We start from the raw sequence: 23,519 nt of genomic DNA, 5'->3' as shown, positions 1-23,519 counted from the left end.
TATGGGCGACTTCTGCAGGGATGTCGTGGTGATCGGGGCCGGGCCGGCCGGGCTGGCGATGGCCGTGGGGTTGCGGCAGTACGGGCTCGGGGTGGTGGTCGTCGAGAAGGAGCCCGGCACCAAGCGGGAGGTGCGGGCCAGTGTGGTGTGGCAGCGGGCGCTGGAGGTGCTGCGCGACTTCGGCTGTGCGGAGCGGTTCCTGGAGCGGGGGCTGCAGTTGCGGCAGGCCGAGATGTACGTGCGCGGGCGCTGCGTGGGGCGGCATCCGACGACGGCGGCCGGGACGGCCTTCCCGCGGCCGCTGAGCATCGAGCAGATCGCCATGGAGTCGCTGCTGGCCGAGCGGCTGGCGGAGCTGGGCACCGCGGTGCGGTGGTCGACCGAGGCGCTGGGCGTGCGGGTGGGCGGCGAGGGAGCCGAGGTCGACGTGCGCGGGCCCGGTGGCCGGAGGGAGACGATCGCCTGCCGCTGGGTGATCGGCTGCGAGGGGGCGCACAGTCTGGTCCGCAAGACGCTGGGCATCGGTTTCGAGGGGGAGCGGCGCACCGATCTGCAGGCCGTGCAGGTCAATGCGCAGGCGGAGTGGAAGTACGTCTGCGCGCCGGACACCACCTATTTCTTCCTGGAGCACCGCACCTGTCTGATCGCCTCGCCGCGGCCGGGCGGCGGGTACCGCTTCTTCTGCTTCCGCGACGATCCCGAGCCGCAGCAGGAGGGTCCGCCCGGGCTGGAGGAGATGCGTGCGCTGATCGCCCGGGCCACGCACGATCCGGACGTACGGCTGGTGCCCACCGCGCCGCCGTGGTTCAACCGGGCGCGGTTCCACGACCGTCTGGCCGCCTCGCTGCGGCAGGGGCCGGCCCTGCTCGTGGGGGACAGCGCCCACCTGTGGGCGCCGGTGGGCGGGCGCGGGCTCAACACCGGGCTCCGGGGCGCGCACAACCTGGTGTGGAAGCTGGCCGCCGTGCACCACGGCTGGGCACTCGACGCCCTGCTGGACACCTACTCCGCCGAACAACGCGCCGTCGCCCGTGATGTGATGCGCCAGATGCGGCGGAATCTGCTGGAGCTGCCGCCCTCCCGCCTCACCCTGGCCGGCATGCGGCTGCTGGGGCCCGTCCTGCTGGCCAGCGAGGGCTTCAACCGGCGCGGTCAGGCCCTGCTCAGCGAGCTGCCCCGCACCCACCGCCGCAGTGCGCTGTCCACGGACGCCGCGCGGTACGCCGGGCGCCGCGGGCTGCGCGCGGGCGATCGCGTACCGGACGTACCGGTCAGCGCCGGCGGCCGGCAGCGCCGGCTGCACGACATGCTCTCGTACGACCGGTGGGCGCTGCTGGTCGACGGCTCCGCCGAGGGCACGGCCGACGCCGCGGCGCTGCGCCGGTCGGCCGGCCGGTACGCGCTGCCGGTGGACGTGACCGCGGTCCGGGCCGGCCGTGGTCACGGCAGTGTGCTCGCGCCCGGCACGATGCTGCTGGTGCGGCCCGACGGGCACATCGGGCTGCGGGCCGCGGCCGCCGACCGGGCGGCCCTGGACGCCTACCTGCAGCGGTGGTTCGTGCCGAAGGCCGGCGCCGGGCAGTAGGGGTCAGGCTTGGCGCACCAGGAGCCGCTCCGGGCCGTGGAAGACGAGGTCGTGGGCGTAGACCACGGCCTCGGGGCCGGGGGCGACGGTGAGGCCGGGGCCGATCCGCAGCAGCTCCTCCAGGCCGATCTCCGCCTCGGCCCGGGCCAGGGGCGCGCCCACGCAGTAGTGCAGGCCCATGCCGAAACCGCAGTGCCGGCGGGTGTCGCGGTGGAGGTCGAGCCGGTCGGGGTCGGCGAAGCGGGCGGCGTCCCGGTTGGCCGAACCGACGACCAGGGCCACCTTCTGCCCTTCCCCGATCCGCCGTCCGCCGATCTCGTCGTCCGCCACCGCCCACCGGTTGACGATCTGCACGGGCGAGTCGTAGCGCACGAGTTCCTCCACGGCCTGCGGCAGCAGGTGCGGGTCCGCCCGCAGCGCGGCGAGCTGGCCGGGGTGGGCGAGCAGGGCGACCAGCCCTTTGGCCAGCAGGTTGGTGGTGGTCTCGTGACCTGCGGTCAGGAGATGGATGCAGGTGCCCACCAGGGCGTCGTCGCCCAGCGGCAGGTGTTCCTCCGCGCGGAGCATCGCGGCGATGAGGTCGTCCGCGTGGGGGTGGGCCCCGGCGCGGCGCCCGGCGAGTTCGGCGCGGAAGTAGGCCGCGAGCTCGCGCGCGGCCGCGTCCGCCACCGCGTACCCGTCCGCCCGGCGGGCCACCCGGGAGCTGGTGGCCTGTTGCAGGTCCAGCGCCTGCGCCCGGAACCAGGGGCGGTCCTGCGCCGGTACGCCGAGGAGCTCGCCGATGACGAGGATGGGCAGGGGAGCGGCGAAGGTCTCCACCAGGTCGGCCTGTCCGTCCGCGGACATCCGCCGGGAGAGGTCGGCGGCGAGGTCGGTGGCGAGCCGGCGTATGCGAGGGCGCAGGGACTCGACGATGCGCGGGGTGAAGCTCCTGGCCACCAGCGCACGCACCCGTGTGTGCTGCGGCGGGTCCATGAAGACCATCCAGTTGCCGACCACGCGCCGCAGGTGCGCGTACCGGGCGGGCAGCCGGGCCGGCAGCGCGCCGCGCCCGTAGGAGCGGCTGGTGAGCACCCGCGCCACGTCGTCGTGGCGGAAGAGGTACCAGGTGTCCCCGGCCCGGTGCACCGGATCCTGCTCCCGGTAGGGGCGGTAGCGGGCGTACGGGTCGCGCAGGTCCACGTCCTGCGTGCGGAAGGCGGGCAGCCCGCCGTCGGCGCTCATGATCCGTTCCCCCCGAAGAAGTCGGCGTAGAAGGCCGCCATGTCGGCGACCTGCCGCGGCACCGGCTCGCAGGCGCGGGCCGCCGCGGCGAGATGCCCGAAGCGCAGGGCGAGCGCGCGGCGGGCGACGTCCGGGCGGGGCACGGGGGCGGGCACCGCGTCCAGCTCGAAGGTGGGGCCGGCGGTGCGGCCGCGGCGGCCGGACTCCAGGGTGACCAGCAGTTCGGCGAGCGGCCGCATCATGCCCGTCATGACGTCGATGGAGGCGTTCATCAGCTTCGAGCGGCGCAGGCTGCCGTCCGGGCTCTGGCCGAAGTGCTGCGCCATGAGCTGCAGCATCAGGTGGTACGAGCGGTTGAACAGCCGGGCCACCGCCCGGGCCTGGGGTGCGGTGATCGCCTCCTTGGCGCCGCCTCCGGGGCCGAGGGTGGGGTTGCGCAGCACCGGATAGGCGGGGTTCCAGGGCAGCAGGTGGCCGTGCGGGCCGGGGACGCGCTCGGCGGTGAGCGCCTCGCCCATCCGCAGGAAGCTGCGGAAGTGCGAGGTGTCCGAGGGGGCGGTGATCCCCAGGACGCCGCCCTCGCCCTGCTCGGTGATCACGTCGACGGCGAACAGGGCGCTGGCGAGGTCGTCGACCTCCAGCTGATAGTCCGGGTGGACGCTGTTGACCGACTCGCGCAGGAACAGGTGGTGTTCCCCGCCTCCGCGGCCCTTCTCCACCAGGAACAGCTCCGGGACGCGCTGCAGGCCCTCCCTGATGCCCGCGTACAGCTCGCTGATGGAGCTCCAGGTGAAGCCGATCGGCGGCGGCGCCGGCCGGGAGCCTTGTGCCTGCCGCACCTCGGGCACCAGCCCGGCGGGCTGCTCGATGGCGATGTAGCGCTGCACACTGGCGGCGCCGAGCCCTTCCAGCGCGAAGTCCAGCGGTACCGGCAGTTCGTCGTTCAGAGTGCCGAAGTCGATCAGTGGGATGTGGAAGGGCTCACCGGTGGCCGCCAGGATGTTGGTGACCAGCAGGAAGTGGATCATCTCCTCGCGGGCCACCTCCAGCAGCGTGCCCCGCATCCCGTCGTCCAGATGTGCTCCCCCCTGTCCGCAGGCGAGCTCCAGCTGTCGTGGCGTCCACGCGCCTCGGCGTACGTATTCCAGGCCCGCCCCGTGGGTGGGCAGGGAGAAAGCGGCGTACAAGTACTGGAGGGTGACTGCGAGTTCCAGTGTGGCGGCCTGCCGCAGGGCGCGGCACAGCTCCCCGCGGGTGCTGATCGCCACGCCGGTGCCCACCACGGCCGGGACGGTCAGGGGCGGGCGCTGGCGGGTCTGGAGGTTGCGCAGATAGGCCAGCATCAGCCGCGCCTTGGGGTCGGACAGGTCGCGCGTGGGCGGCATGTAGTACGTGCGGGGCTTGTTGCGCGGATCGCACATCTGCCAGGCCAGCTCGGCGTACGTCTCCACCTTGCACCGGTCGGCGAGGCTGAAGACCTCCGAGCGCATGAAGGTGGACAGCTGCTCGTAGGGCGCGAACACCTCCCGGTGCAGCAGCGCGAAGTCCACCTGCTCGCGCGGCACGTCGTCCAGGTACCAGTCGTCGGGCAGGACGCGCACGGCCAGCCAGCCGGCGCCCGCCCAGTACCCGAGCGCGTCCTCGTCGTCGTACGCCGCCCAGGCCGAGCCGGGCGCCTCGGAATCGACCGGCGGGCCGTCGCCGGGACCGGTGCCCAGCAGCACGCGGCAGGCGCCCGCCCGCTCGCCGCGCAGGACCAGCAACCCGTATCCGGCCTCGTCGGTGGTGAGCGTGCACGCGGGCGCGTAGTCGTCCTTGCCCGTGCCCACCCCGAGCAGGACGGCGTCGCCGCACCGCGCCCGCGGGGCACCGGCGAGGCGATCGGCCGGCAGCGCCCGCGGGTTGTAGTACTGCCGTACGTGGACGGTCCCCGCACCGGCGGGGCGGCCGCGCACGAACGCGCGCACCGGCACCTCCACGGCGTGGTCCTGCTCGCGCGCCGTGTCGCGGTGGTGGAGGACCACCAGTGCCTCGTCGCTTTGGACGTTCACCTCCCGCTCGGCCAGCAGCACCCGCTGTTCGCAGCCGGGCGGGCAGCCGAGCAGGAGCAGCGGCTCGTCGTCCGCCTCCGGGCAGGCCGCGGCCGGCACGGTGACGATGCCGGACGTCGCCTCGCCGCCGTACGAGCCGGCCGGCAGGCGGGCGAGGAGCCGGCCGGAGCGGGCGGTGCGCAGCTCCAGGTCGCCTGCGTCGAGCGGGGGCCCGAGCCGGTGCAGCGGTCCGGGGCCGGCGTGCGGGGCGCGGGAGGTGTGCGGCACGGCGGTGACCATGTTGAACACGGCGCGGTCGGCGGCCGTCTGCACGGTCATGTGGTGCAGCGGGCCGTGCCCCGCGCCGGCCGGGGCCAGCAGCCGGCCGGCGGGGTAGCTGCGCAGCTCGCCGGCGTACCAGGGGGCGATCGTGCCGCGTACGCGGAAGACGCAGGGGGTGTCGGGCGCGGTCGGCGAGGCCATGGCGTCCAGGGCGAACTGCACCACCAGGCCGTCGGCGCCGCCGTGCACCGCTTCCCGCAGTGCGCGCACGGCGGGCGAGAGGTCCGCGGCCGGCAGCCAGCCGCCGCCGTCCGCGGTGCTCTCGCAGGCGACCACGAACTGGTGCACCGCGCTGTAGCGCAGCTGACGGGCCAGGGCGTGCTCGCCGATGTCGAGGATGCGGCGGAAGCCGACCCAGCGCGGCGGCTGGATGCCCTCGACGGTCCCGGAGAGCATGTACCCCTCGTCGTGCGAGCGCCCCAGGCGGCCGAAGCCGAACCGGCCGACCATGAGGGCCGTCGTCCAGTGCGAGGCGGGGTCGAGGTCGAAGACGCGGGCGCGGTTGACGGTGGTGTGCAGATAGGGGTTGTAGTGGCCCCAGACGTCGACGCAGCGGCCGACGACCGGGTCGGTGGTGTCCGGAGGGTCGCCGGGCCCGGCGTGGGGGCCCTCGACCGCGACGACGCGGGCGTCCGTCAGGAAGTGCCCGTTGCCGTCGAAGTTCCAGCCCTTGGCGGCGCTGAACTCCCCGTCGGGGCGCAGCCGGCCCGCGCTGTCGAAGCGCGGACCGCGCTGCTGCAGGTAGTCGTGGTACTCGCGGGCGGGCCGCTCCGCCGGGAAGGGGCCCTCGTCGGTCAGCGCCCGGCCCGAGGCCAGGTCGAACAGCCCGCAGCGCGGGCCGGTGGGCAGCTTGGCGGTGGCGGTGCCGGCGAAGTGCAGCCGGGGCAGGTCGAAGACGCTCATCACAGCGCTCCCGCGGGTCGGGGCCGGCCGGGGGCCGGCACGGCCGGGCGGCGGCGGGCGGGCTCGAAGCGGACGAGCTCCTCGACGGCCCGCAGCGCCGACTCGATCCCGCCCTCGATCCAGGCGGGTGCCGTCGAGCAGTGCTCGCCCGCGAAGAACAGCCGGCCCACGGGCCGTGCGGCGCGCAGGCGTTCGCTCTCGCTCTCGGCGGCGTTCCTGCCCCAGCGCGTGGTGCAGCCCACGCTGCCGCGGTCGCTGCCCCAGGCCATGCTGACGGCGTCCAGCACCATGCCGGGGGAGGTCAGCTCCGGGTGCATGGCGCCGAGCTCGTCCAGCACCAGCCGGTGGCGCCGGCGCGCCGGCATCCGGCCCAGGCGCCGGGCCTCGTCGCCGATCGTGTAGCTGGCCAGCAGGGCCGCGCCGCGGCCGGGCATGCCCTCGACGGGCGGATAGTACGTCTGGCGGATGCGGCCGCCCGCGAAGGAGGCCCCGCCCTGGATGCCGGACTCCCGCCAGAAGGGCGTGCGGCACAGGAAGGCCACCTTGGTGGCCGGGCAGTACTGCACCTCGCGCAGGACGGCCAGCTTGTCCGCGTCCAGGCCGCGCAGCCGCATGCGGCGCAGGACGGGGAAGGGCACGGTGCACACGGCGAAGTCGGAGCGCCGGACGCCGGTGCGGCCGGCCGCCCGGACGCGGACGGCCACGTGGTCCTCGTGCACCTCCAGACCGGTGACCCGGTGCTCGCGCAGGATGGGGCCGCGCAGCTGCCGGGCCAGCCGGGCCGGCAGCCGGTCCATGCCGCCGCGCAGCCGCAGCAGGCCGGGGGCGGTCTCGGCGAGGATGTCGTCGAGGAAGCTGTTCAGCCGCAGGCTGCAGCCGGCACGCAGGCCCGGGTGGGCGGCGAAGAGACCCTGCAGGTCGACGCGTTCGCCGGCCGGGCCGCGCAGGTGGCGGGCGAGGTCCACGCCGGCCAGCAAATCCAGCAGCTGCCGGCGCAGGTCCTCGCGCAGATCGGTGCGCAGGTCCGGGGGCGCGGTGGCGTCGACGATGGCCGTGAGCCAGGCCCCGACTACGAGCACGGATTCGTCGTACCGCCGTTCGCCGAAAAGGAGTTCGGAATTATTGCCGGGGCAGTGCCGGGCGAGTTCCCGGCGGAAGTTCTCCAGCAGTGGTGCGGAGGCGTTGCGGATGCGCAGGAAACCGCCGGGAGTGCGGAGATAGGCGTTCTCCTCCGACATCAGGGTGCTGAACGCGCGCAGTTCGCCGCCCAGCTGCATCCGCTGGATGTATTCCAGTGTGCGGTGGTGGTGGGCGGGAATGCGCATGGCGCCCAGTTCGACGGACGGTGCGTCCGGGCCGGGACCGAACCGGTGGGTGCGGATGCGGCCGCCGATGCGTGCGCCGCACTCCAGGACCTCGACGGTGTAGCCGAGTCGTTCGAGTTCGTAGGCGGTGACGAGGCCGGATATGCCGGCCCCTATGACGGTGACGCGACGGCCCTGGTGTTCGAATTTTTCGAATGGGTGGGCAGCGTGAAACGAGACGTCGCCGGGCATTGCGGTCCCCCCGTGAATGTTACCGTTCCCCCGTTTGAGCCCTCATAGAGATTTCACAACAGTGGGCCCGCTGCAATGGTATTTCAGGTCGCACACCATCAGACCGGGGTTTTTCCGGGCGCGTCGACGAATGTCTAGACGAAGTACGCCGAAAATAAGGCCCCGATGTGTGCGGGCGGCCCACGGACCGTGCGCCGCCGTCGTCCGCGGAGCCGCACCGCCGTCACACGACACCCGGTGATCCCTCGCGCACTGCGCCCGTACTCCGATGGGAGTACCGAAAAGCCCGTACTCAAGTACGACGACGAAAGCGGCCGATGAAGGCAAGGTGGAACGCATGGAACACCAGGAGACGGCCGGCCCCCGGCGGGCGGGCCGCGAGGACGACACCGGCGGGAGGGACCGCGCGGCCGCGGCCGGCCGCGGAGGGCGGTCGTGAGCGCCCTCCTGGTCGCCGTGCTGCTCAGCCTGGTCTCCGCCGTCTGCTACGCCGGGGCGGCCATTGTCCAGGAGCGCGTGGCCGCCCGCGCGCCCCGCGGCGGGACCTGGGCGGCGCTGCGCCGGGCCGGGTGGTGGGGCGCGGCCGCCCTCACCGGCCTGGGCGCCGCCCTGCACGTCGTCGCGCTCGCCTGCGGACCGCTGAGCCTGGTGCAGCCGCTGGGCGCCCTGACGATCGTCTTCGCGCTGCCCATGGCCGCCCTGCTGGTGCACCGCCCCGTCGGCGCCGCCGGCTGGCGCGGCGCCCTGCTGGCCACGGCCGGGCTCGCGGGCCTGCTGAGCCTGACCGGCCCGCCGCACACCGACTCCCTGCCGGCCGCCCAGCGGCCCCTGCTCGCCGGCGCGGCCCTGGCGGCCACGGCCGTCCTGGCCCTCGCCGCGCGCTGGGCCCGCCGGCCGGTGGTGCGCGCCGTCGTGCTGGCCGGCGCGGCGGGCGCCGCGTTCGGCATGGCCTCGGTCTTCACCAAGGCCGTCGCCGAGGACTTCGCCGCCCGCGGCGCGGACCCGGCCGCCCTCGCCCCGGGCCTGGCCGTCACCGCGCTGCTGGCCTGCACCGGCATGCTGCTGTCCCAGTCCTCCTACCGGGGCGCCGGACTGGCCGCCCCGCTGGCCACCGTCACCGTCGTCAACCCCGTGGTCGCCGCGGTCGTCGGCCTGGCCGCCTGCGGCGAGGAGTTCCGCCTCGGGGTGCCCGGCGCCGTCCTCGCCGCGCTGGCCGGCGCCGCCGCCGCGGCGGGCGTGGTCCTGCTGACGCTGCACGACGCCGGCCGGCGGGCTCCGCAGCCGGGCCGCGTGCCCGCGGCGGCCGCGCCGCCCGCGCCCGCGGTGCCGGGCGCACGGCGGCACGAGCGCCTCCTGGTCTCCGCCCGTTCCGGGCGTCCCGGGCTCTGAGCCGCGGGCTCGTAGGCACCGTGGCGCCCGGCGCGCACCGCGCGTCACCATGGTGCTCCGGCCGAACCCCCGGAGGAGCCCGTGGACTTCGACGTCGTCGTGGAGATCCCGCAAGGCAGCCGCAACAAGTACGAGATGGATCACGACTCCGGACGCATCCGGCTCGACCGGATGCTGTTCACCTCGACCCGCTACCCGGCCGACTACGGCTACATCGACGGCACACTCGGCGCCGACGGGGAGCCCCTGGACGCGCTCGTCCTGGCCGGCGACCCCACCTTCCCCGGCATCGTCATCCGCTGCCGCGCCATCGGCATGTTCCGGATGCGCGACGAACAGGGCGAGGACGACAAGGTCCTGTGCGTGCCCGCGGCCGACCCGCGCCACGAGCACGTGCGCGACCTGCGGCACCTGCCGGAGTTCGACCGGCTGGAGATCCAGCACTTCTTCGAGGTGTACAAGGAGCTCGAACCCGGCAAGGTCGGCGAGACCGCCTGCTGGGCCGGCCGCGACGCCGCGGAGGCGGAGATCACCGCCTCCCGGGCCCGCGCCCGTGCGGCGGGCAAGGAGACCGAATGGTGAGCCGGTAAGGCCCGCGCTCCATTGAACGCGGGCCTTACACACCGTCACCCGTCGTCGTCCGGCAGCGCCGGGAGCCGCTTGTCGTACAACCAGGGAAGCAGGACGGTGTCCACCCGGTGGCCGGCGGTGCGCCCGGCGTGGGCCAGGAACGCGTCGGTGTCCGCGTTGCCGCCGCGGTGGGCCGCATGCCAGCCGCGCAGCACCGCGAAGAAGGTCTCGTCGCCCAGGTCCAGCCGCAGCGCGTGCAGGGCGCACGCCCCGCGCACGTACACGCGGTCGTCGAAGAGGCGGCGGCTGCCCGGGTCGGCGATGCGCAGGTTCTGCCGGCGCCCGGCCAGCTCCTGCCACGCCTGCCGCGCCAGCGTGTCCGCGTCGTCCTCGCCCAGGTGCTCCGACCACAGCCACTCGGCGTACGTGGCGAAACCCTCGTTGAGCCAGATGTGCCGCCAGTCGGCCAGCCCTACGCTGTTGCCGAACCACTGGTGGGCGATCTCGTGCGCGACGAGCGTCTCCGAGCCCCGCCGCCCGTCGATGTGGTTGCGGCCGAAGACGGACAGCGTCTGGTTCTCCACCGGGGCGCCCAGCTCGGCGTCGACCACCACGGCCCCGTACGACTCGAAGGGGTACGGACCGAAGAGGCGGGCGAAGTGCTCCAGCATCCGCGGCTGGCGCGCCAGGTCGTACCGGGCGTGCTCCGCCAGGTGCGGGGGATAGGCGTTGTGCAGCGTCCCCGCCACCTCGTGCTGCTGCGTGTCGTGCGTGAACCGGCCGGTGTAGACGGCGGCCAGGTATGTCGCCATGGGGCCCGGGTGGTGGTACGTCCAGCGCACCGAACCGCCGTCCTCGCGGCGCTCGCGCAGCGTGCCGTTGGCCAGCGCGTGGTGACCGCGGGGCACGGTCACGGCGACGGTGTAGGCGGCCTTGTCGTCCGGGCGGTCGTTGCACGGGAACCAGGAGGGCGCACCCAGCGGCTGGGAGGCGACGAGCGTGCCCCCGTGCTCGTCGCCGGTGCGGTCCCAGCCGATGGAGCCGAACGGGCTGGACAGCGGCGCCGGCCGGCCGCCGTAGCGCACCTCGACCTCCAGCGGCCGGCCCGGCGCGAGCGGACGCGGCGCGGTGAGCACCACCTTGCCGCCCTCGCGCCGGACCGCCACCGGCCGTCCGTCCAGCTGCGCGCCGTGCACCGCCAGCCGCGCCAGGTCCAGTTCGATGCGGCGGGTGTGCTCGCGGGCGACCGCGTGGATACGGGCCCGCCCCTCCAGCCACGCCCGCCCCGGGTCGTAGGCGAGCGACAGGTCGTAGGCGAGGGTGCGGTGTCCGTACGACCCGTGGCGCGGGAAGTAGCGCGCGCCGTCCGGCGTGCGCCGGCTGTCACCGGCGCACAGGGCCGCGGCCGCACCCACCGGCAGCGCCGCCGCGGCCGCCAGCAGGCCGCGGCGGCTGCAGCGGGGCCGCTCCGCAGGGCTCACGCCGCCGCTCCCGCCACGGGGTTGCCCGCCCACCGGGTGCCGGCCGGCAGGCTCTCGCCGCGCATGACCAGGGAGGAGGAGCCGACGGAGACGTGCGCGCCGACCGTGGCGCCGGGCAGGACGATGCCGTGCGGCCCGAGCGAGGCGCCCTCGGCCAGGCGCACGCCGTCCAGCTGCATGATCCGGTCGTGGAAGAGGTGGGTCTGCAGGATGCACCCGCGGTTGACGGTGGCCCCGTCGCCGAGATGCACCAGATCGGTCTCCGGCAGCCAGTACGTCTCGCACCACACCCCGCGGCCGATGCGCGCCCCCAGGCTGCGCAGCCACCAGTTGAGGACGGGCGTGCCCAGGAACGGCCCCGCGAACCAGGGCACCGCCAGGGATTCCACGAACGTGTCGTACAGCTCGTTGCGCCAGACGAAAGAGCTCCACAGCGGGTGCTCGCCGGCCCGGAACCGGCCCACCAGCAGCCACTTGGCGGCCGTCGCCGTCAGCGCGGCGGCCACGCCCGCGGCCAGCAGCAGCGGCACCGCCACCAGCGCGGCCAGCTGCAGACCGCCGGCGTCCAGGGCGTCCTGCTCGGCCACCAGCACCGCCTCGGCGAGCGCCAGAGCGCACATCAGCGGCAGCACGCGGCACAGTTCGACCGCGGCGCGCGTCAGGACCAGCCGCCGGGGCGGCTCGAAGGTGCGCTGCGCGTCGGGCGTCGCGGCCACCCGCGGCAGCGGCATGGCGGGCCGGCCCAGCCAGGAGCTGCCCGGCTCGCTGCGCTCGGGGGCGTCGGAGAGCACGCCGACCAGCGCGTGGTCGGGCACCTCCCGGCCGGGGCCGACGATGCCGGAGTTGCCGACGAAGGCCCGGCGGCCGATGCGCACCGCTCCCAGCCGCATCCGGCCGCCCCGCAGTTCGAACGGCGCGACGAGGGTGTCGTCGGCGAGGAACGCCCCGTCCTCGACGGTCAGCAGCGACGGCAGCGGCAGCACGGTGGAGATCTCCGCGCGCCGCCCGATCCGCGCCCCGAGCAGGCGCAGCCACACGGGCGTGGCCAGGGACGCGTACAGCGGGAAGAGACCGGAGCGGCTGCCGTCGAGCAGGCGCGTCACCAGCCACACCCGCCAGGCGACCCCGCCGTCGGCGGGGTGGTCGCCGGCGGTGATGCCCCGGCCCAGCACGCGGACCACCAGGGCCAGCAGCAGGATCCAGCAGACGGTGGTGACGAACGTGAACGGCGGCACGGCGGCCAGCAGCCACAGCGCGGCCTCGGTCAGCGTGGCGCAGCCCTTGACGAGGTAGTACGCGCCCACCAGCGCGGGCAGCGAGGCGAGCAGCGGCAGCAGCGGCACGCCGCCGAGCGCCAGGGCGTACGCCGCGTCCCACCGCCGCGAGCGCCGCGGCCGCGGCGCGTCGCCGGCCGGGCCGGCGGCCGCCACGGGGTGCGTGCCGGCAACCGGGCGGGAGGCCGGGGCGGCGCCGCGCGCGTGCGCCTGCGGCGCGTCGTACGCGGCCGGCGGCTCGACGGGATACCACTCGGCGGCACCGGCCGCACGGGGCGCGGGCACCGCTCCGGGGCGTCCGGTGCCCGGCGCGGTATCGGCCGGGCCGTCGGGGCGGGCGGGGGAGCCGGCGTAGCGGTGGCCGGGCGCAGCCGTGCCGTCCAGGCAGCCGCCCGCGGCGAGTTCGGCGCCGGCACCGAGCTCGGCCCCCGGCATCAGCATGCTGCGGTGGCCCACCCGGGCGCCCGCGCCGATGCGCACGGCACCGATGTGCAGGAGGTCGCCGTCGAGCCACCAGCCCGCCAGGTCGGCCTCCGGCTCGACGGCGCAGCCGTCGCCGAACGCGGCCAGGCCGGTGACCGGCGGCATGGCGTGCAGCGCCACGTCACGGCCCGTCGCGCACCCCAGGGCCCGGGCGTACCAGGCCGCCCAGGGCGTGCCGAGCAGCGCGGGGACGCCGAAGGAGGCCACGGCCCGTTCGGCGGTCCACAGCCGCAGGTGCGTGCGGCCGCCGCGCGGGTAGGTGCCCGGCGCGATGCCCCGGGTGAGCAGGCGGGCCGCGCCCGCGCCGAGGAGGAAGCGCGAGGGCGCGCTGAAGAGCACCAGCCACCCGGCGAGCACCAGCCACCAGGACGTGTGCGGGGCCCACGCCTCGGGGGTCAGCAGTCCGAGCACGTTGTCGGCGGCGGCCAGGCCCACCAGCCCGCGCAGGCCGGCGACGCCGAACAGCGCGCACTGCACGAGGATCTGGACCGCGCCCGCGCGCCGGCGCACCGGGCGCACGCGGTGCCGGACGGCCTCGCGCGGGGCGAGGGTGTCGAGGTGGGCGGCCATGTCCCGCAGCACGGGGTGGCGGTAGAGGTCGGCGACGGAGACGCCGGGGTGGTGCTCGCGCAGGGCGGAGGCCAGCCGGGCGGCGGCCAGGCTGGTGCCGCCGAGGGAGACGAAGTCCGAGCCGGCGCCGGGCCGGATGCCGAGGAGTTCCTCCCACAGGTCCGCGAGCCGGGCGGCGGTGCCGTGCAGGCTCTCGCCCGCGTCGTCGCCGGCGGCGTCGGGCAGCGGCCACGGCAGGGCGTCGCGGTCGACCTTGCCGGAGGTGCGGGTGGGCAGCTCGGGCACCTCGGCCAGCACCGGTACGAGGGCGGCGGGCAGGCGCTCGGCCAGCAGGGCTCTGGCGCGGTCCCGGTCCCAGCCCGGCCCGGCCACCACGTAGCCGGCCAGCAGCCGGCTGCCGGCCGGGGTGGTGCGCACCGCGGCGGCGGCGCCCTGCACGCCGGGCAGGGCGCCCAGCGCGGCGTCGATCTCGCCGAGTTCGACGCGCCGGCCGCCGATCTTGATCTGGTCGTCGGCGCGCCCGGCGAAGACCAGGCCCTCGGCGGCGGCCCGCACCAGGTCGCCGGTGCGGTAGGCGCGAGGGCTGCCGAGGGCGGCGCTGGGCCGGAAGCGGTCGGCGTCCTTGACCGGGTCGAGGTAGCGGGCCACGCCGGCGCCGGCGATGACGAGCTCGCCCTGCTCGCCGAGCGCGACGGGCTCGCCGGCCTCGTCCACGACGGCCAGCTGCCAGCCGTCCAGGGGCAGGCCGATGCGCACCGGCTCGCCCGGGTGCAGCCGGGCGGCGCAGGCGACGACGGTGGTCTCGGTGGGGCCGTAGGTGTTCCACATCTCCCGCCCGGGCACGGCGAAGCGCTCGACGAGCGAGGCCGGGCAGGCCTCGCCGCCGACGATCAGCAGCCGGACCCGGTCCAGGCACTCCACCGGCCACAGGGCGGCGAGCGTGGGGACGGTGGAGACGACGGTGATGTCGTGCTCGACGAGCCAGGGCCCCAGTTCGTGGCCGGCGCGCACCAGGGAGCGCGGGGCGGGCACCAGGCAGGCACCGTGCCGCCAGGCCAGCCACATCTCCTCGCAGGAGGCGTCGAAGGCGACGGACAGCCCGGCCAGGACGCGGTCGCCGGGGCCGAGCGGGCAGTCCTTGAGGAAGAGGGCCGCCTCGGCGTCGGCGAACGCGGCCGCGCTGCGGTGGCTGACGGCGACGCCCTTGGGCGCGCCGGTGGAACCGGAGGTGAAGATGATCCACGCATCGTCCCCGGTCGCCGGCGGGCGCGGCGCGCCGGACGGCGCCACGACACCGGGGGCCATCGCCCCGTCGGCCCCGAGGACGGCGCAGACGCCGGCCTCGCGGAAGACGGTCGCGGCCCGCTCGTCGGGGTCGTCCGCGTCGACGGGCACATAGGCGGCGCCGCAGCGCAGGACGGCGAGCACCGCCACGTACAGCTCCGCGGTGCCCGACGGGATGCGGACGCCGATCCGGTCGCCGGGCCCGGCACCGGCCGCGCGCAGCCGCTCGGCCCGGACCGTGACCAGGGCGGCGAGCTCGCGGTAGGTGAACCGCTGGGCGCCGGTGTCCAGGGCCAGCGCCTGCGGGTGTGCGGCGACGGTGGCGTCGAACACGTCGAGGAGGGTGCGCTCCGCCGGCGGCGGGGCACCGCGGTACAGCGCCCGCGCCCCGGAGGGGGCGGGCGCCGCGGGCGGGGAGCCCGGAAGGGTGGGTGGCATCGGTGCGCCTCTATTCGGCCTCTTGTCAGGGACGCCTCGGCGACGTCCGCACCCACAGACGGCGCAGACCCCGGACCGGTTCGGGGACCGGTATTCAACGTTCCGTAAATCGAACAGACCGCTGGTAACCCCACTAGCTCTTCAAAAATGCTGCCGCTACGGGCTCGTCACCACCGAATCCATGGTCGATCGGCCCGTCCGGCATGACCTTTCCTTGGGTAACTCTTGGTCATCGGCTGGGGGTCTTTTCGGACAGCGATCACACAGGCGGCCCACGGCATCCGCCGCCCGGCCGCCGCCTACCGCTCGTGCACCTGCCCGTCCGCGACCTCCAGGCGGCGGGTGGTGTGCACCGCCTGCAGCATCCGGCGGTCGTGGGTGACCAGCAGCAAGGTGCCCTGGTACGAGGCCAGCGCCGACTCCAGCTGCTCGATCGCCGGCAGGTCGAGGTGGTTCGTCGGCTCGTCCAGGACCAGCAGGTTCACCCCGCGGGCCTGCAGCAGCGCCAGAGCGGCGCGCGTGCGCTCGCCGGGCGAGAGCGTGGCGGCCGGCCGCAGCACGTGCGCGGCCTTCAGCCCGAACTTGGCCAGCAGCGTGCGCACGTCCGCCGGCTCCAGCTCCGCGGCCGCCGCGCCGAAGGCGTCCAGCAGCGTCTCGGGCCCGAAGAACAGGCCACGGGCCTGGTCCACCTCGCCCACGACCACCCCCGGCCCCAGCGCCGCGCTGCCCTCCTCCAGCGGCAGCCGGCCCAGCAGGGCCGCGAGCAGCGTGGACTTGCCCGAGCCGTTCGCCCCGGTGACGGCGATGCGGTCCGCCCAGTCGATCTGCAGGTCGACCGGACCGAAGGCGAAGGCCCCTCGACGGGCCCTCGCGCCGCGCAGGGTCGCCACCACCGCACCCGAGCGGGGCGCCGCGGCGATCTCCATGCGCAGCTCCCACTCCTTGCGCGGCTCCTCGACCACGTCCAGCCGCTCGATCAGGCGCTCGGTCTGGCGGGCCTTGGCGGCCTGCTTCTCGGTCGCCTCCGCCCGGAACTTGCGGCCGATCTTGTCGTTGTCCGTCGCCTTGCGGCGGGCGTTGCGCACGCCCTTGTCCATCCAGTTGCGCTGCGTACGGGCCCGCGCCTCCAGCGTCGCGCGCGTGTCGGCGTACTCCTCGTACGCCTCGCGGGCGTGCCGGCGGGCGGTCTCGCGCTCCTCCAGATAGGCCGCGTAGCCGCCGCCGTAGAGGTTCACCTGCTGCTGGGCCAGATCCAGCTCCAGCACCTTGTCGACCGTGCGCGCCAGGAACTCGCGGTCGTGACTGACCAGCACCGTGCCCGCACGCAGCCCGGTGACGAACTTCTCCAGCATCTCCAGGCCCTGCAGGTCGAGGTCGTTGGTGGGCTCGTCCAGCAGGAAGACGTCGTAGCGGCTCAGCAGCAGCGAGGCCAGGCCCGCCCGGGCCGCCTGGCCGCCCGACAGGGCGGTCATGGGCCGGTCCAGGCCGACCGCCAGCCCGAGCGAGCCGACGACCTCCTCGGCGCGCTCGTCGAGATCGGCGCCGCCGAGCCCGAGCCAGCGCTCCAGGGCCACGGCGTACGCGTCGTCGGCGCCCGGCGCGCCGGCGACCAGGGCCTCGGTGGCGGCGTCCAGCGCGGCCTGCGCCGCGGCGACGCCGGTGCGGCGGGCGAGGAAGGCGCGCACCGTCTCGCCCTCGCGCCGCTCAGGCTCCTGCGGCAGGTGGCCCACGGTCGCCGTGGCCGGGCTCAGCCGCAGCGTGCCCTCCTCCGGCGCTGCCAGGCCCGCGAGCAGGCGCAGAAGGGTGGACTTGCCGGCGCCGTTCGCCCCGACGAGGCCGATGACCTCCCCGGGCGCGACCACGAGGTCCAGGCCGGAGAAGAGCGTACGGTCGCCGTGGCCGGCGGCGAGATCCTTGGCTACGAGAGTGGCACTCATGAGGCCACCGACTCTAACCGCTCGCGCACGGAGCCCCGTGGGCAGGCGCGGGGCAGCGCCGCTCTGCGGCCGCCGCCGGACGGGCGCGATCGGCCGCCGACGGCGCGCAGCCGGCGCACCCCCCGGGATCCGCGGGCGTGCGGCTTGTCGTGCAGCTTTCCGCGCTCCTGACGGGCGTGACGGGCGCCGTATTGCCGGCGGTAACCTCACCCGGCGCGCCGCGCGGGGCGGGAGCTTCCGCGGGGTATTGCCACAACCCGCCCGGGGCACGGGAGTTGGCCGGTACCGTCGGCGCATGGCAAGCGATGTGATCGTGGCCGGCGCCGGGGTCGCCGGGCTGACCACCGCCGTCGTCCTGGCCGAGCGGGGCCACCGGGTGCGGGTGCGGACGCGCTCGCCCACGGCCGAGAGCACCTCGGCCGTCGCCGGCGGCCTGTGGTGGCCCTACCGCATAGCCCCCGAGGACCGGGCCGGCGCCTGGGCGCTGCGCTCCCTGGCGGTCATGACCGAGCTGGCCCGGCACCCGCAGGAGACCGGCGTGCGCCTCGTCACCGGCACCCACGCCGGGCCGGCCCCGCACGAGCTCGGGCCGTGGGCCCGCCGCGTGCCCGGCCTGCGCGCCGCCACCGCCGACGAGCTGCCGCCCGGGCACGGCGGAGGCGTACGCGCCCGCCTGCCCCTGCTGGACATGCCCGCCCACCTGCACCACCTGCACCACCGGCTGGCCGCCGCGGGCGGCCGGGTCGCCCTGCGCCCCGTCCCCTCGCTCGCCCGGGCGGCCGCCGAGGCCGACGCCGTCGTCAACTGCACCGGCCTGGGCGCCCGGCGGCTCGTCCCCGACCCCGCGGTCCACCCGGTGCGCGGACAACTGGTCGTCGTCGAGAACCCCGGCATCGACGAATGGTTCACCGCCGCCGACGCCGGAAAGGCCGACATGGCCTACCTCTTCCCGCAGCCCTACGGGCTCGTCCTCGGCGGCACCGCCCAGGAGCACGTGTGGGACCGCACCCCCTCGCCCTGCACCGCCCACGCCATCATCGCCCGCTGCGCACGGCTCTTCCCCGCGGTGGGGCGCGCCCGGGTGCTCGCCCACCGGGTGGGCCTGCGCCCCGCCCGCCCGGCCGTACGGCTGGAGGCCGAACGGCTGCCGGACGGCGGGGTGGTGGTGCACAACTACGGGCACGGCGGCGCCGGCGTCACCGTCGCCTGGGGATGCGCCCACGAGGCCGCGGAGTTGGTGGAGGGGGCGGATCCGGTGCGGCCTTGACAGCGCCGGCGGCCCGGCGGGAGATTCGGCCGGGAGATTCGGTGCGAAGAAGCCTGGAAGGCGGACCGCGATGCGCCTGCCCGTGCCCCTGCGGGGCGTCGTCCCCCCGCTGTGCACCCCGCTGACCGGCACCGGGGAGGTCGACGCGCGCTCTCTCGCCGCGCTCGTCGAGCACCTGCTGGGCGCGGGGGTCCACGCCGTCTTCGCCCTGGGCACCAGCGGCGAGGCGGCCCAGCTGACCGACCGCCGGCGCACGGCGGCACTGCGCACGGTCGTCGAGGCCGCCGCGGGCCGGGTGCCGGTGCTCGCCGGAGTGATCGACACAAGCACGGAGCGGGTCATCGACCGTGCCCGAGCCGCCGCGGCGGCGGGCGCCGACGCGCTCGTGGCCACCGCCCCGTTCTTCACCGGCACGCACCCGGTGGAGGTCGCCGCGCACTTCCGGCGCATCCGGCAGGCGGTCGACCTGCCGCTGTTCGCCTACGACAACCCCGGCACCGTGCACACCCGCCTGCCGGCCGGGACCCTGCTCGACCTCGCGGCCGAGGGCACCCTGGCCGGTCTCAAGGACACCACCGGCGACCTCGGCGGGCTGCGCCGCCTGCTGCTCGGCCTGCGGGACCGCGGGCTGCAGGACGCCTTCACCGTGCTGACCGGCTCCGAGCTCACCGTGGACGCGGCCCTGCTGGCCGGCGCCCACGGCGTCGTGCCGGGCCTGGGCAACGTCGACCCGGCCGGCTACGTACGGCTGTACGCGCACGCCTGCGCCGGGCGGTGGTCCGAGGCGGCGGCCGAACAGGACCGGCTGGCGGGGCTGTTCGCGCTCGTCGAGGCCGCCGGCACGGACGGGGCGAGCCGGACGTCGGCGGCGCTCGGCGGCTACAAGGCGGCCCTGCACGCGCTCGGTGTGATCGACTGCCCGGCGACGTCGGCCCCGTTGCAACCCCTGCCCGAGGAGGCGGTGGCCCGCGTGCGGAAGCTCCTGACGGAGGCCGGCCTGACGTGACCGAGGGCCGCCTTCGGCCGCGTTGTCGGTGCCCCGGGCTAGCGTGGACGCACACGCACGGGCACATGCGTGCGTACCGCCCGCACGATCAGGACCGCCGGAGGCACCATGGCCGCGAAACCCGCACCCCTCGCCGCGCGCGAGCGCATCCGTTCCTTCGCCCTGTCCCTGCCGGGTGCCGTGGAGGAGTTCCCCTGGGGCGACAGCGCGGTGGTCAAGGTCAACAAGAAGATCTTCGCCTTCCTCGGCTCCCCGGACGACGCGCAGAGCCCCGGCATCTCGGTCAAGCTCACGGACGAGGCGGCCCACGCCCATGCCCTGACCGTGCCGGGCGCCGCACCCACGGCCTACGGACTGGGGCGTTCCGGTTGGGTGTCGGTGCCGCTGGACACCGGGGAGGTGGCCGTGGAGGTGTGCTGCGACTGGGTCGAGGAGAGCTACCGCACCATCGCGCCCAAGCGGCTCGTCGCCCAACTCGACGCGGGATGACCGTCGTCCGGCCCCTTGTGGTCGGTGCGACCGGTTCCTAACATCACGGGTGTCACAGCGGTTGTGTCACAGGACGTCGGACGCGGGGGGCCGCATGGTGCAGACGGATCGGGGTCCCACCGGCGGCCCGCTGGCCGGGGTGCGCGTGCTGGAGCTCGCCGGCATCGGGCCCGGCCCGTTCGCCGCGATGCTGCTCGGCGACCTCGGGGCCGACGTCGTACGCGTCGACCGCCCCGGCGGCCAGGGGCTCGGCGTCGACCCGGCGTACGACGTCACCAACCGCAACAAGCGCTCGGTCCTGGTCGACCTGAAGGCGCCCGAGGGCCCCGGAGCGGTCCTCGGCCTCGCCGCCCGCGCCGACATCCTTCTCGAGGGCCTGCGCCCCGGCGTCGCCGAACGCCTGGGCGTGGGCCCCGAGGCCGCCCTCGCCCGCAACCCCGCCCTGGTCTACGGGCGGATGACCGGCTGGGGCCAGGACGGCCCCCTGGCCCACGCGGCCGGCCACGACATCGGCTACATCGCCGTCACCGGCGCCCTCGCCCTCACCGGCCCCGCCGAGGGCCCGCCGTACGCCCCGGCCAACCTCCTGGGCGACTACGCCGGCGGCTCCCTCTACCTCGTCGTCGGTGTGCTCGCCGCCCTGCACCACGCCCGCGCCACCGGCCGCGGCCAGGTCGTGGACGCCGCCATCGTCGACGGCACCGCCCATCTGACGGCCATGCTCCACGGCATGCTCGCCGCCGGCGGCTGGCAGGACCGGCGCGCGGCCAACCTCCTCGACGGCGGCGCCCCCTTCTACGGCACGTACGAGACGGCGGACGGCGGATACATGGCGGTGGGGGCGCTGGAGCCGCGCTTCTACGGCACGTTCGTACGGCTGCTGGGCCTGCCGCAGGCGGTGGCCGATCGTGGGGACCCCGGCCGCTGGCAGGAGGTGCGCGCCGCGGTCGCCGACCGCTTCCGGCAGCGCACCCGCGCCGCGTGGACGGCCGTCTTCGAGGGCACGGACGCGTGCGTGGCGCCCGTGCTGACCCTGGGCGAGGCACCCCACCACCCGCACCTGGCCGCGCGCGGCACCTTCACCGAGGACGGCGGCATCACCCAGCCCGCCCCCGCGCCCCGCTTCTCGGCCACCCCCGCCGCCGTGCGCCGCCCACCGGCCCGCCCCGGCGCGGACACCGCCGACGTCGCCCGCGACTGGAACGTGCCCGGCCTCGTACCGCCCGATGAGGGGGAGACCACCGATGAAGCGTGACCTGTACACCGCCGACCACGAAGCCTTCCGGGAGACCGTCCGCACCTTCCTGGCCAAGGAGGTCCTGCCCCATCACGAGCGGTGGGAGAAGGACGGCATCGTCCCCCGGGAGGTCTGGCGGGCCGCGGGCCGCCAGGGCCTGCTCGGCCCGGCCGTGCCCGAGGAGTACGGCGGTGGGGGTGTCGCCGACTTCCGCTACGGCGCCGTGATCGCCGAGGAGTTCGCCCGGGCCGGGGCCTCGGGCCTGGCCATCGGGCTGCACAACGACATCGTCGGCCCGTACCTGACCTCACTCGCCACGGAGGAGCAGAAGCGGCGCTGGCTGCCGGGCTTCTGCACGGGTGCGACGATCACCGCCGTCGCCATGACCGAACCGGGCGCCGGCTCCGACCTCCAGGGCCTGCGCACCACCGCCGAGGACCGCGGCGACCACTGGGTGCTCAACGGCTCCAAGACCTTCATCTCCAACGGCATCCTCGCCGACCTCGTGGTCGTGGTGGCCCGCACGACCCCGGAGGGCGGTGCCAAGGGGCTGAGCCTGCTGGTGGTGGAGCGCGACATGCCCGGCTTCGCACGGGGCCGCAACCTCGACAAGATCGGGCAGAAGGCGCAGGACACGGCCGAGCTGTTCTTCGAGGGCGTCCGCGTCCCCAAGGAGAACCTGCTGGGCGAGCTCCACGGCGGCTTCGGCCATCTGATGGCCAATCTCCCCCAGGAGCGGCTGAGCATCGCGGTCGCCGCCGTCGCCGCGGCCGAGCACCTGCTGGAGGTCACCACCCGTTACGTCAAGGAGCGCGAGGCGTTCGGGCGGCCGCTGGCCCGTCTGCAGCACGTCCGCTTCGAGATCGCCGAGATGGCCACCGAGTGCGCGGTCACCCGCACCTTCGTGGACCGCTGCATCGCCGAGCACGTCGGCGGCGGGCTCGACGCCGTCCACGCCGCGATGGCCAAGTGGTGGGCGACCGAGCTGCAAAAGCGCGTCGCCGACCGCTGTCTGCAACTGCACGGCGGATACGGCTACATGAGTGAGTACCCGGTCGCCAAGGCGTTCACCGACGGTCGCATCCAGACCATCTACGGCGGCACCACCGAGATCATGAAGGAGATCATCGGCCGCTCCCTGCTCTCCTGACCGCCCGTTCCCCACCCGGTCCCGAAAGCCGCCCGCAAGTCGCCCCGCAAGCCGCCCCGAAAGCCGCCCCGAAAGGGAAACGACCTTGAGCACCGAAGCGTACGTGTACGACGCCATCCGCACCCCGCGCGGGCGCGGCAAGGCGAACGGCGCGCTGCACGGCACCAAACCCATCGACCTGGTCACCGGCCTGATCCGGGAGCTGCTGCGGCGGCTGCCCGGCCTGGATCCCGCGGCCGTCGACGACATCGTGCTCGGCGTCGTGAGCCCCGTCGGCGACCAGGGCTCCGACATCGCCCGCATCGCCGCCCTCGCCGCGGGGCTGCCCGAGACCGTCGCCGGCGTCCAGGAGAACCGCTTCTGTGCCTCCGGGCTGGAGGCCGTCAACCTGGCGGCCGCCAAGGTGCGCTCCGGCTGGGAGGACCTCGTCCTGGCCGGCGGGGTGGAGTCGATGTCCCGGGTGCCGATCGCCTCCGACGGCGGGGCCTGGTTCAACGACCCGATGACCAACCTGGAGGTCAACTTCGTCCCCCAGGGCATCGGCGCCGACCTCATCGCCACGCTGGGCGGCTACACACGCCGCGACGTGGACGCCTTCGCCGCCCGCTCCCAGGAGCTGGCGGCCGCGGCCTGGAAGGAGGGCCGGTTCGCCGGGTCCGTGGTGCCGGTGCGCGACCGCAGCGGCCTGCTCGTCCTGGACCACGACGAGCACATGCGGCCGGGCACGACGGTCGAGACCCTCGCCGGACTCAAGCCCTCCTTCGCCGCCATCGGCGAGCAGGGCGGCTTCGACGCCGTGGCGCTGCAGCAGTACCACTGGGTCGAGAAGATCGACCACGTGCACCACGCCGGCAACTCCTCGGGCATCGTCGACGGCGCGTCGCTGGTGGCCATCGGCAACCGCGAGGTGGGGGAGCGGTACGGCCTGCGGCCCAGGGCCCGCATCGTCTCGGCCGCCGTCTCCGGCTCCGAGCCCACCATCATGCTCACCGGGCCCGCCCCGGCCTCCCGCAAGGCGCTGGCCAAGGCCGGTCTGACCATCGACGACATGGATCTGGTCGAGGTCAACGAGGCGTTCGCGGCCGTCGTGCTGCGGTTCGTCGACGAGATGGGCATCGGGCTGGAGAAGGTCAACGTGAACGGTGGGGCGATTGCGATGGGGCATCCCCTGGGAGCCACGGGCGCGATGCTGCTGGGGACGGTCGTGGACGAGCTGGAGCGGCGGGACGGTCGCCACGGGCTGATCACCCTGTGCGTGGGCGGCGGCATGGGCGTCGCGACGGTGGTGGAGCGGGTGTAGGGCG

At 75.4% G+C, this 23,519-nt stretch carries 15 protein-coding genes; 9 read left to right on the top strand and 6 right to left on the bottom strand.

What is annotated here, in order from left to right; genetic code table 11:
- Position 1: 1 nt before the first annotated feature.
- A complete protein-coding gene (locus tag AC27L3_RS04265) occupies positions 2–1,585 on the top strand; it encodes an FAD-dependent monooxygenase (RefSeq protein ID WP_487232646.1) in 1,584 nt (527 codons plus the stop codon).
- A 3-nt stretch (positions 1,586–1,588) separates the two neighbouring features.
- Here AC27L3_RS04265 and AC27L3_RS04260 read toward each other — a convergent pair whose 3' ends face one another.
- Genes AC27L3_RS04260 through AC27L3_RS04250 form a run of 3 tightly spaced genes read right to left on the bottom strand, consistent with a single transcriptional unit; the run spans position 1,589 to position 7,640 of the window.
- The gene (locus AC27L3_RS04260) at positions 1,589–2,809 is read right to left on the bottom strand and encodes a cytochrome P450 (protein WP_487232645.1); all 1,221 of its coding nucleotides are present in this window, start codon (positions 2,807–2,809) and stop codon (positions 1,589–1,591) included.
- On the bottom strand, positions 2,806–6,084 hold the full coding sequence (locus tag AC27L3_RS04255) for a ferritin-like domain-containing protein (protein WP_487232644.1): 3,279 nt from the start codon (positions 6,082–6,084) through the stop codon (positions 2,806–2,808). Before AC27L3_RS04255 ends, AC27L3_RS04260 begins: the two co-directional genes overlap by 4 nt.
- On the bottom strand, positions 6,084–7,640 hold the full coding sequence (locus tag AC27L3_RS04250) for a flavin monoamine oxidase family protein (RefSeq protein WP_487232643.1): 1,557 nt from the start codon (positions 7,638–7,640) through the stop codon (positions 6,084–6,086). The genes AC27L3_RS04255 and AC27L3_RS04250 overlap by 1 nt, the downstream gene beginning before the upstream one ends.
- A gap of 435 nt (positions 7,641–8,075) precedes the next feature.
- Here AC27L3_RS04250 and AC27L3_RS04245 point away from each other — a divergent pair, with 435 nt between their 5' ends.
- Both AC27L3_RS04245 and AC27L3_RS04240 read left to right on the top strand, forming a co-directional pair.
- Complete coding sequence (locus tag AC27L3_RS04245) at positions 8,076–9,029, top strand: DMT family transporter (RefSeq protein WP_487232642.1); 954 nt, start codon at positions 8,076–8,078, stop codon at positions 9,027–9,029.
- Between the two features lie 81 nt (positions 9,030–9,110).
- On the top strand, positions 9,111–9,611 hold the full coding sequence (locus AC27L3_RS04240) for an inorganic diphosphatase (RefSeq protein ID WP_365966502.1): 501 nt from the start codon (positions 9,111–9,113) through the stop codon (positions 9,609–9,611).
- 44 nt (positions 9,612–9,655) lie between these two features.
- Here the strand turns inward: AC27L3_RS04240 and AC27L3_RS04235 are convergent, their stop codons facing one another.
- The 3 genes from AC27L3_RS04235 to AC27L3_RS04225 form a co-directional block, all read right to left on the bottom strand.
- Complete coding sequence (locus AC27L3_RS04235) at positions 9,656–11,080, bottom strand: M1 family metallopeptidase (RefSeq protein ID WP_487232641.1); 1,425 nt, start codon at positions 11,078–11,080, stop codon at positions 9,656–9,658.
- Positions 11,077–15,129, bottom strand: a complete 4,053-nt coding sequence (locus tag AC27L3_RS04230; protein WP_487232640.1) for a Pls/PosA family non-ribosomal peptide synthetase — start codon at positions 15,127–15,129, stop codon at positions 11,077–11,079. The genes AC27L3_RS04235 and AC27L3_RS04230 overlap by 4 nt, the downstream gene beginning before the upstream one ends.
- Before the next feature lie 299 nt (positions 15,130–15,428).
- Complete coding sequence (locus AC27L3_RS04225; RefSeq protein WP_487232639.1) at positions 15,429–17,066, bottom strand: ABC-F family ATP-binding cassette domain-containing protein; 1,638 nt, start codon at positions 17,064–17,066, stop codon at positions 15,429–15,431.
- A gap of 295 nt (positions 17,067–17,361) precedes the next feature.
- Here AC27L3_RS04225 and AC27L3_RS04220 point away from each other — a divergent pair, with 295 nt between their 5' ends.
- The 6 genes from AC27L3_RS04220 (at position 17,362) to AC27L3_RS04195 (ending at position 23,515) form a co-directional block, all read left to right on the top strand.
- Positions 17,362–18,333, top strand: a complete 972-nt coding sequence (locus AC27L3_RS04220; RefSeq protein WP_487232638.1) for an FAD-dependent oxidoreductase — start codon at positions 17,362–17,364, stop codon at positions 18,331–18,333.
- 70 nt (positions 18,334–18,403) lie between these two features.
- Positions 18,404–19,339, top strand: a complete 936-nt coding sequence (locus tag AC27L3_RS04215; protein WP_487232637.1) for a dihydrodipicolinate synthase family protein — start codon at positions 18,404–18,406, stop codon at positions 19,337–19,339.
- A gap of 108 nt (positions 19,340–19,447) precedes the next feature.
- Positions 19,448–19,828 carry an MmcQ/YjbR family DNA-binding protein gene (locus AC27L3_RS04210; RefSeq protein WP_487232636.1) on the top strand — a complete coding sequence of 127 codons (381 nt, stop codon included), beginning with the start codon at positions 19,448–19,450 and terminating at the stop codon, positions 19,826–19,828.
- A gap of 94 nt (positions 19,829–19,922) precedes the next feature.
- Positions 19,923–21,083: a CaiB/BaiF CoA transferase family protein gene (locus AC27L3_RS04205; RefSeq protein ID WP_487232635.1), complete on the top strand. Its 1,161-nt coding sequence runs from the start codon at positions 19,923–19,925 to the stop codon at positions 21,081–21,083.
- On the top strand, positions 21,073–22,215 hold the full coding sequence (locus AC27L3_RS04200; RefSeq protein WP_487232634.1) for an acyl-CoA dehydrogenase family protein: 1,143 nt from the start codon (positions 21,073–21,075) through the stop codon (positions 22,213–22,215). The genes AC27L3_RS04205 and AC27L3_RS04200 overlap by 11 nt, the downstream gene beginning before the upstream one ends.
- Before the next feature lie 85 nt (positions 22,216–22,300).
- The gene (locus AC27L3_RS04195; protein ID WP_487232633.1) at positions 22,301–23,515 is read left to right on the top strand and encodes an acetyl-CoA C-acetyltransferase; all 1,215 of its coding nucleotides are present in this window, start codon (positions 22,301–22,303) and stop codon (positions 23,513–23,515) included.
- Positions 23,516–23,519: the final 4 nt, after the last annotated feature.

This window comes from Streptomyces sp. PKA51 (genome assembly GCF_057552455.1).
This window is presented reverse-complemented; position numbering and strand designations above follow the sequence as displayed.

Bases quoted from the DNA above. Each gene is read 5' to 3' on its own strand.
- AC27L3_RS04265 (WP_487232646.1), top strand. From the start codon at position 2: ATGGGCGACTTCTGCAGGGATGTCGTGGTGATCGGGGCCGGGCCGGCC.
- AC27L3_RS04260 (WP_487232645.1), bottom strand. From the start codon at position 2,809: ATGAGCGCCGACGGCGGGCTGCCCGCCTTCCGCACGCAGGACGTGGAC.
- AC27L3_RS04255 (WP_487232644.1), bottom strand. From the start codon at position 6,084: ATGAGCGTCTTCGACCTGCCCCGGCTGCACTTCGCCGGCACCGCCACC.
- AC27L3_RS04250 (WP_487232643.1), bottom strand. From the start codon at position 7,640: ATGCCCGGCGACGTCTCGTTTCACGCTGCCCACCCATTCGAAAAATTC.
- AC27L3_RS04230 (WP_487232640.1), bottom strand. From the start codon at position 15,129: ATGCCACCCACCCTTCCGGGCTCCCCGCCCGCGGCGCCCGCCCCCTCC.
- AC27L3_RS04225 (WP_487232639.1), bottom strand. From the start codon at position 17,066: ATGAGTGCCACTCTCGTAGCCAAGGATCTCGCCGCCGGCCACGGCGAC.
- AC27L3_RS04220 (WP_487232638.1), top strand. From the start codon at position 17,362: ATGGCAAGCGATGTGATCGTGGCCGGCGCCGGGGTCGCCGGGCTGACC.
- AC27L3_RS04215 (WP_487232637.1), top strand. From the start codon at position 18,404: ATGCGCCTGCCCGTGCCCCTGCGGGGCGTCGTCCCCCCGCTGTGCACC.
- AC27L3_RS04210 (WP_487232636.1), top strand. From the start codon at position 19,448: ATGGCCGCGAAACCCGCACCCCTCGCCGCGCGCGAGCGCATCCGTTCC.
- AC27L3_RS04205 (WP_487232635.1), top strand. From the start codon at position 19,923: ATGGTGCAGACGGATCGGGGTCCCACCGGCGGCCCGCTGGCCGGGGTG.
- AC27L3_RS04200 (WP_487232634.1), top strand. From the start codon at position 21,073: ATGAAGCGTGACCTGTACACCGCCGACCACGAAGCCTTCCGGGAGACC.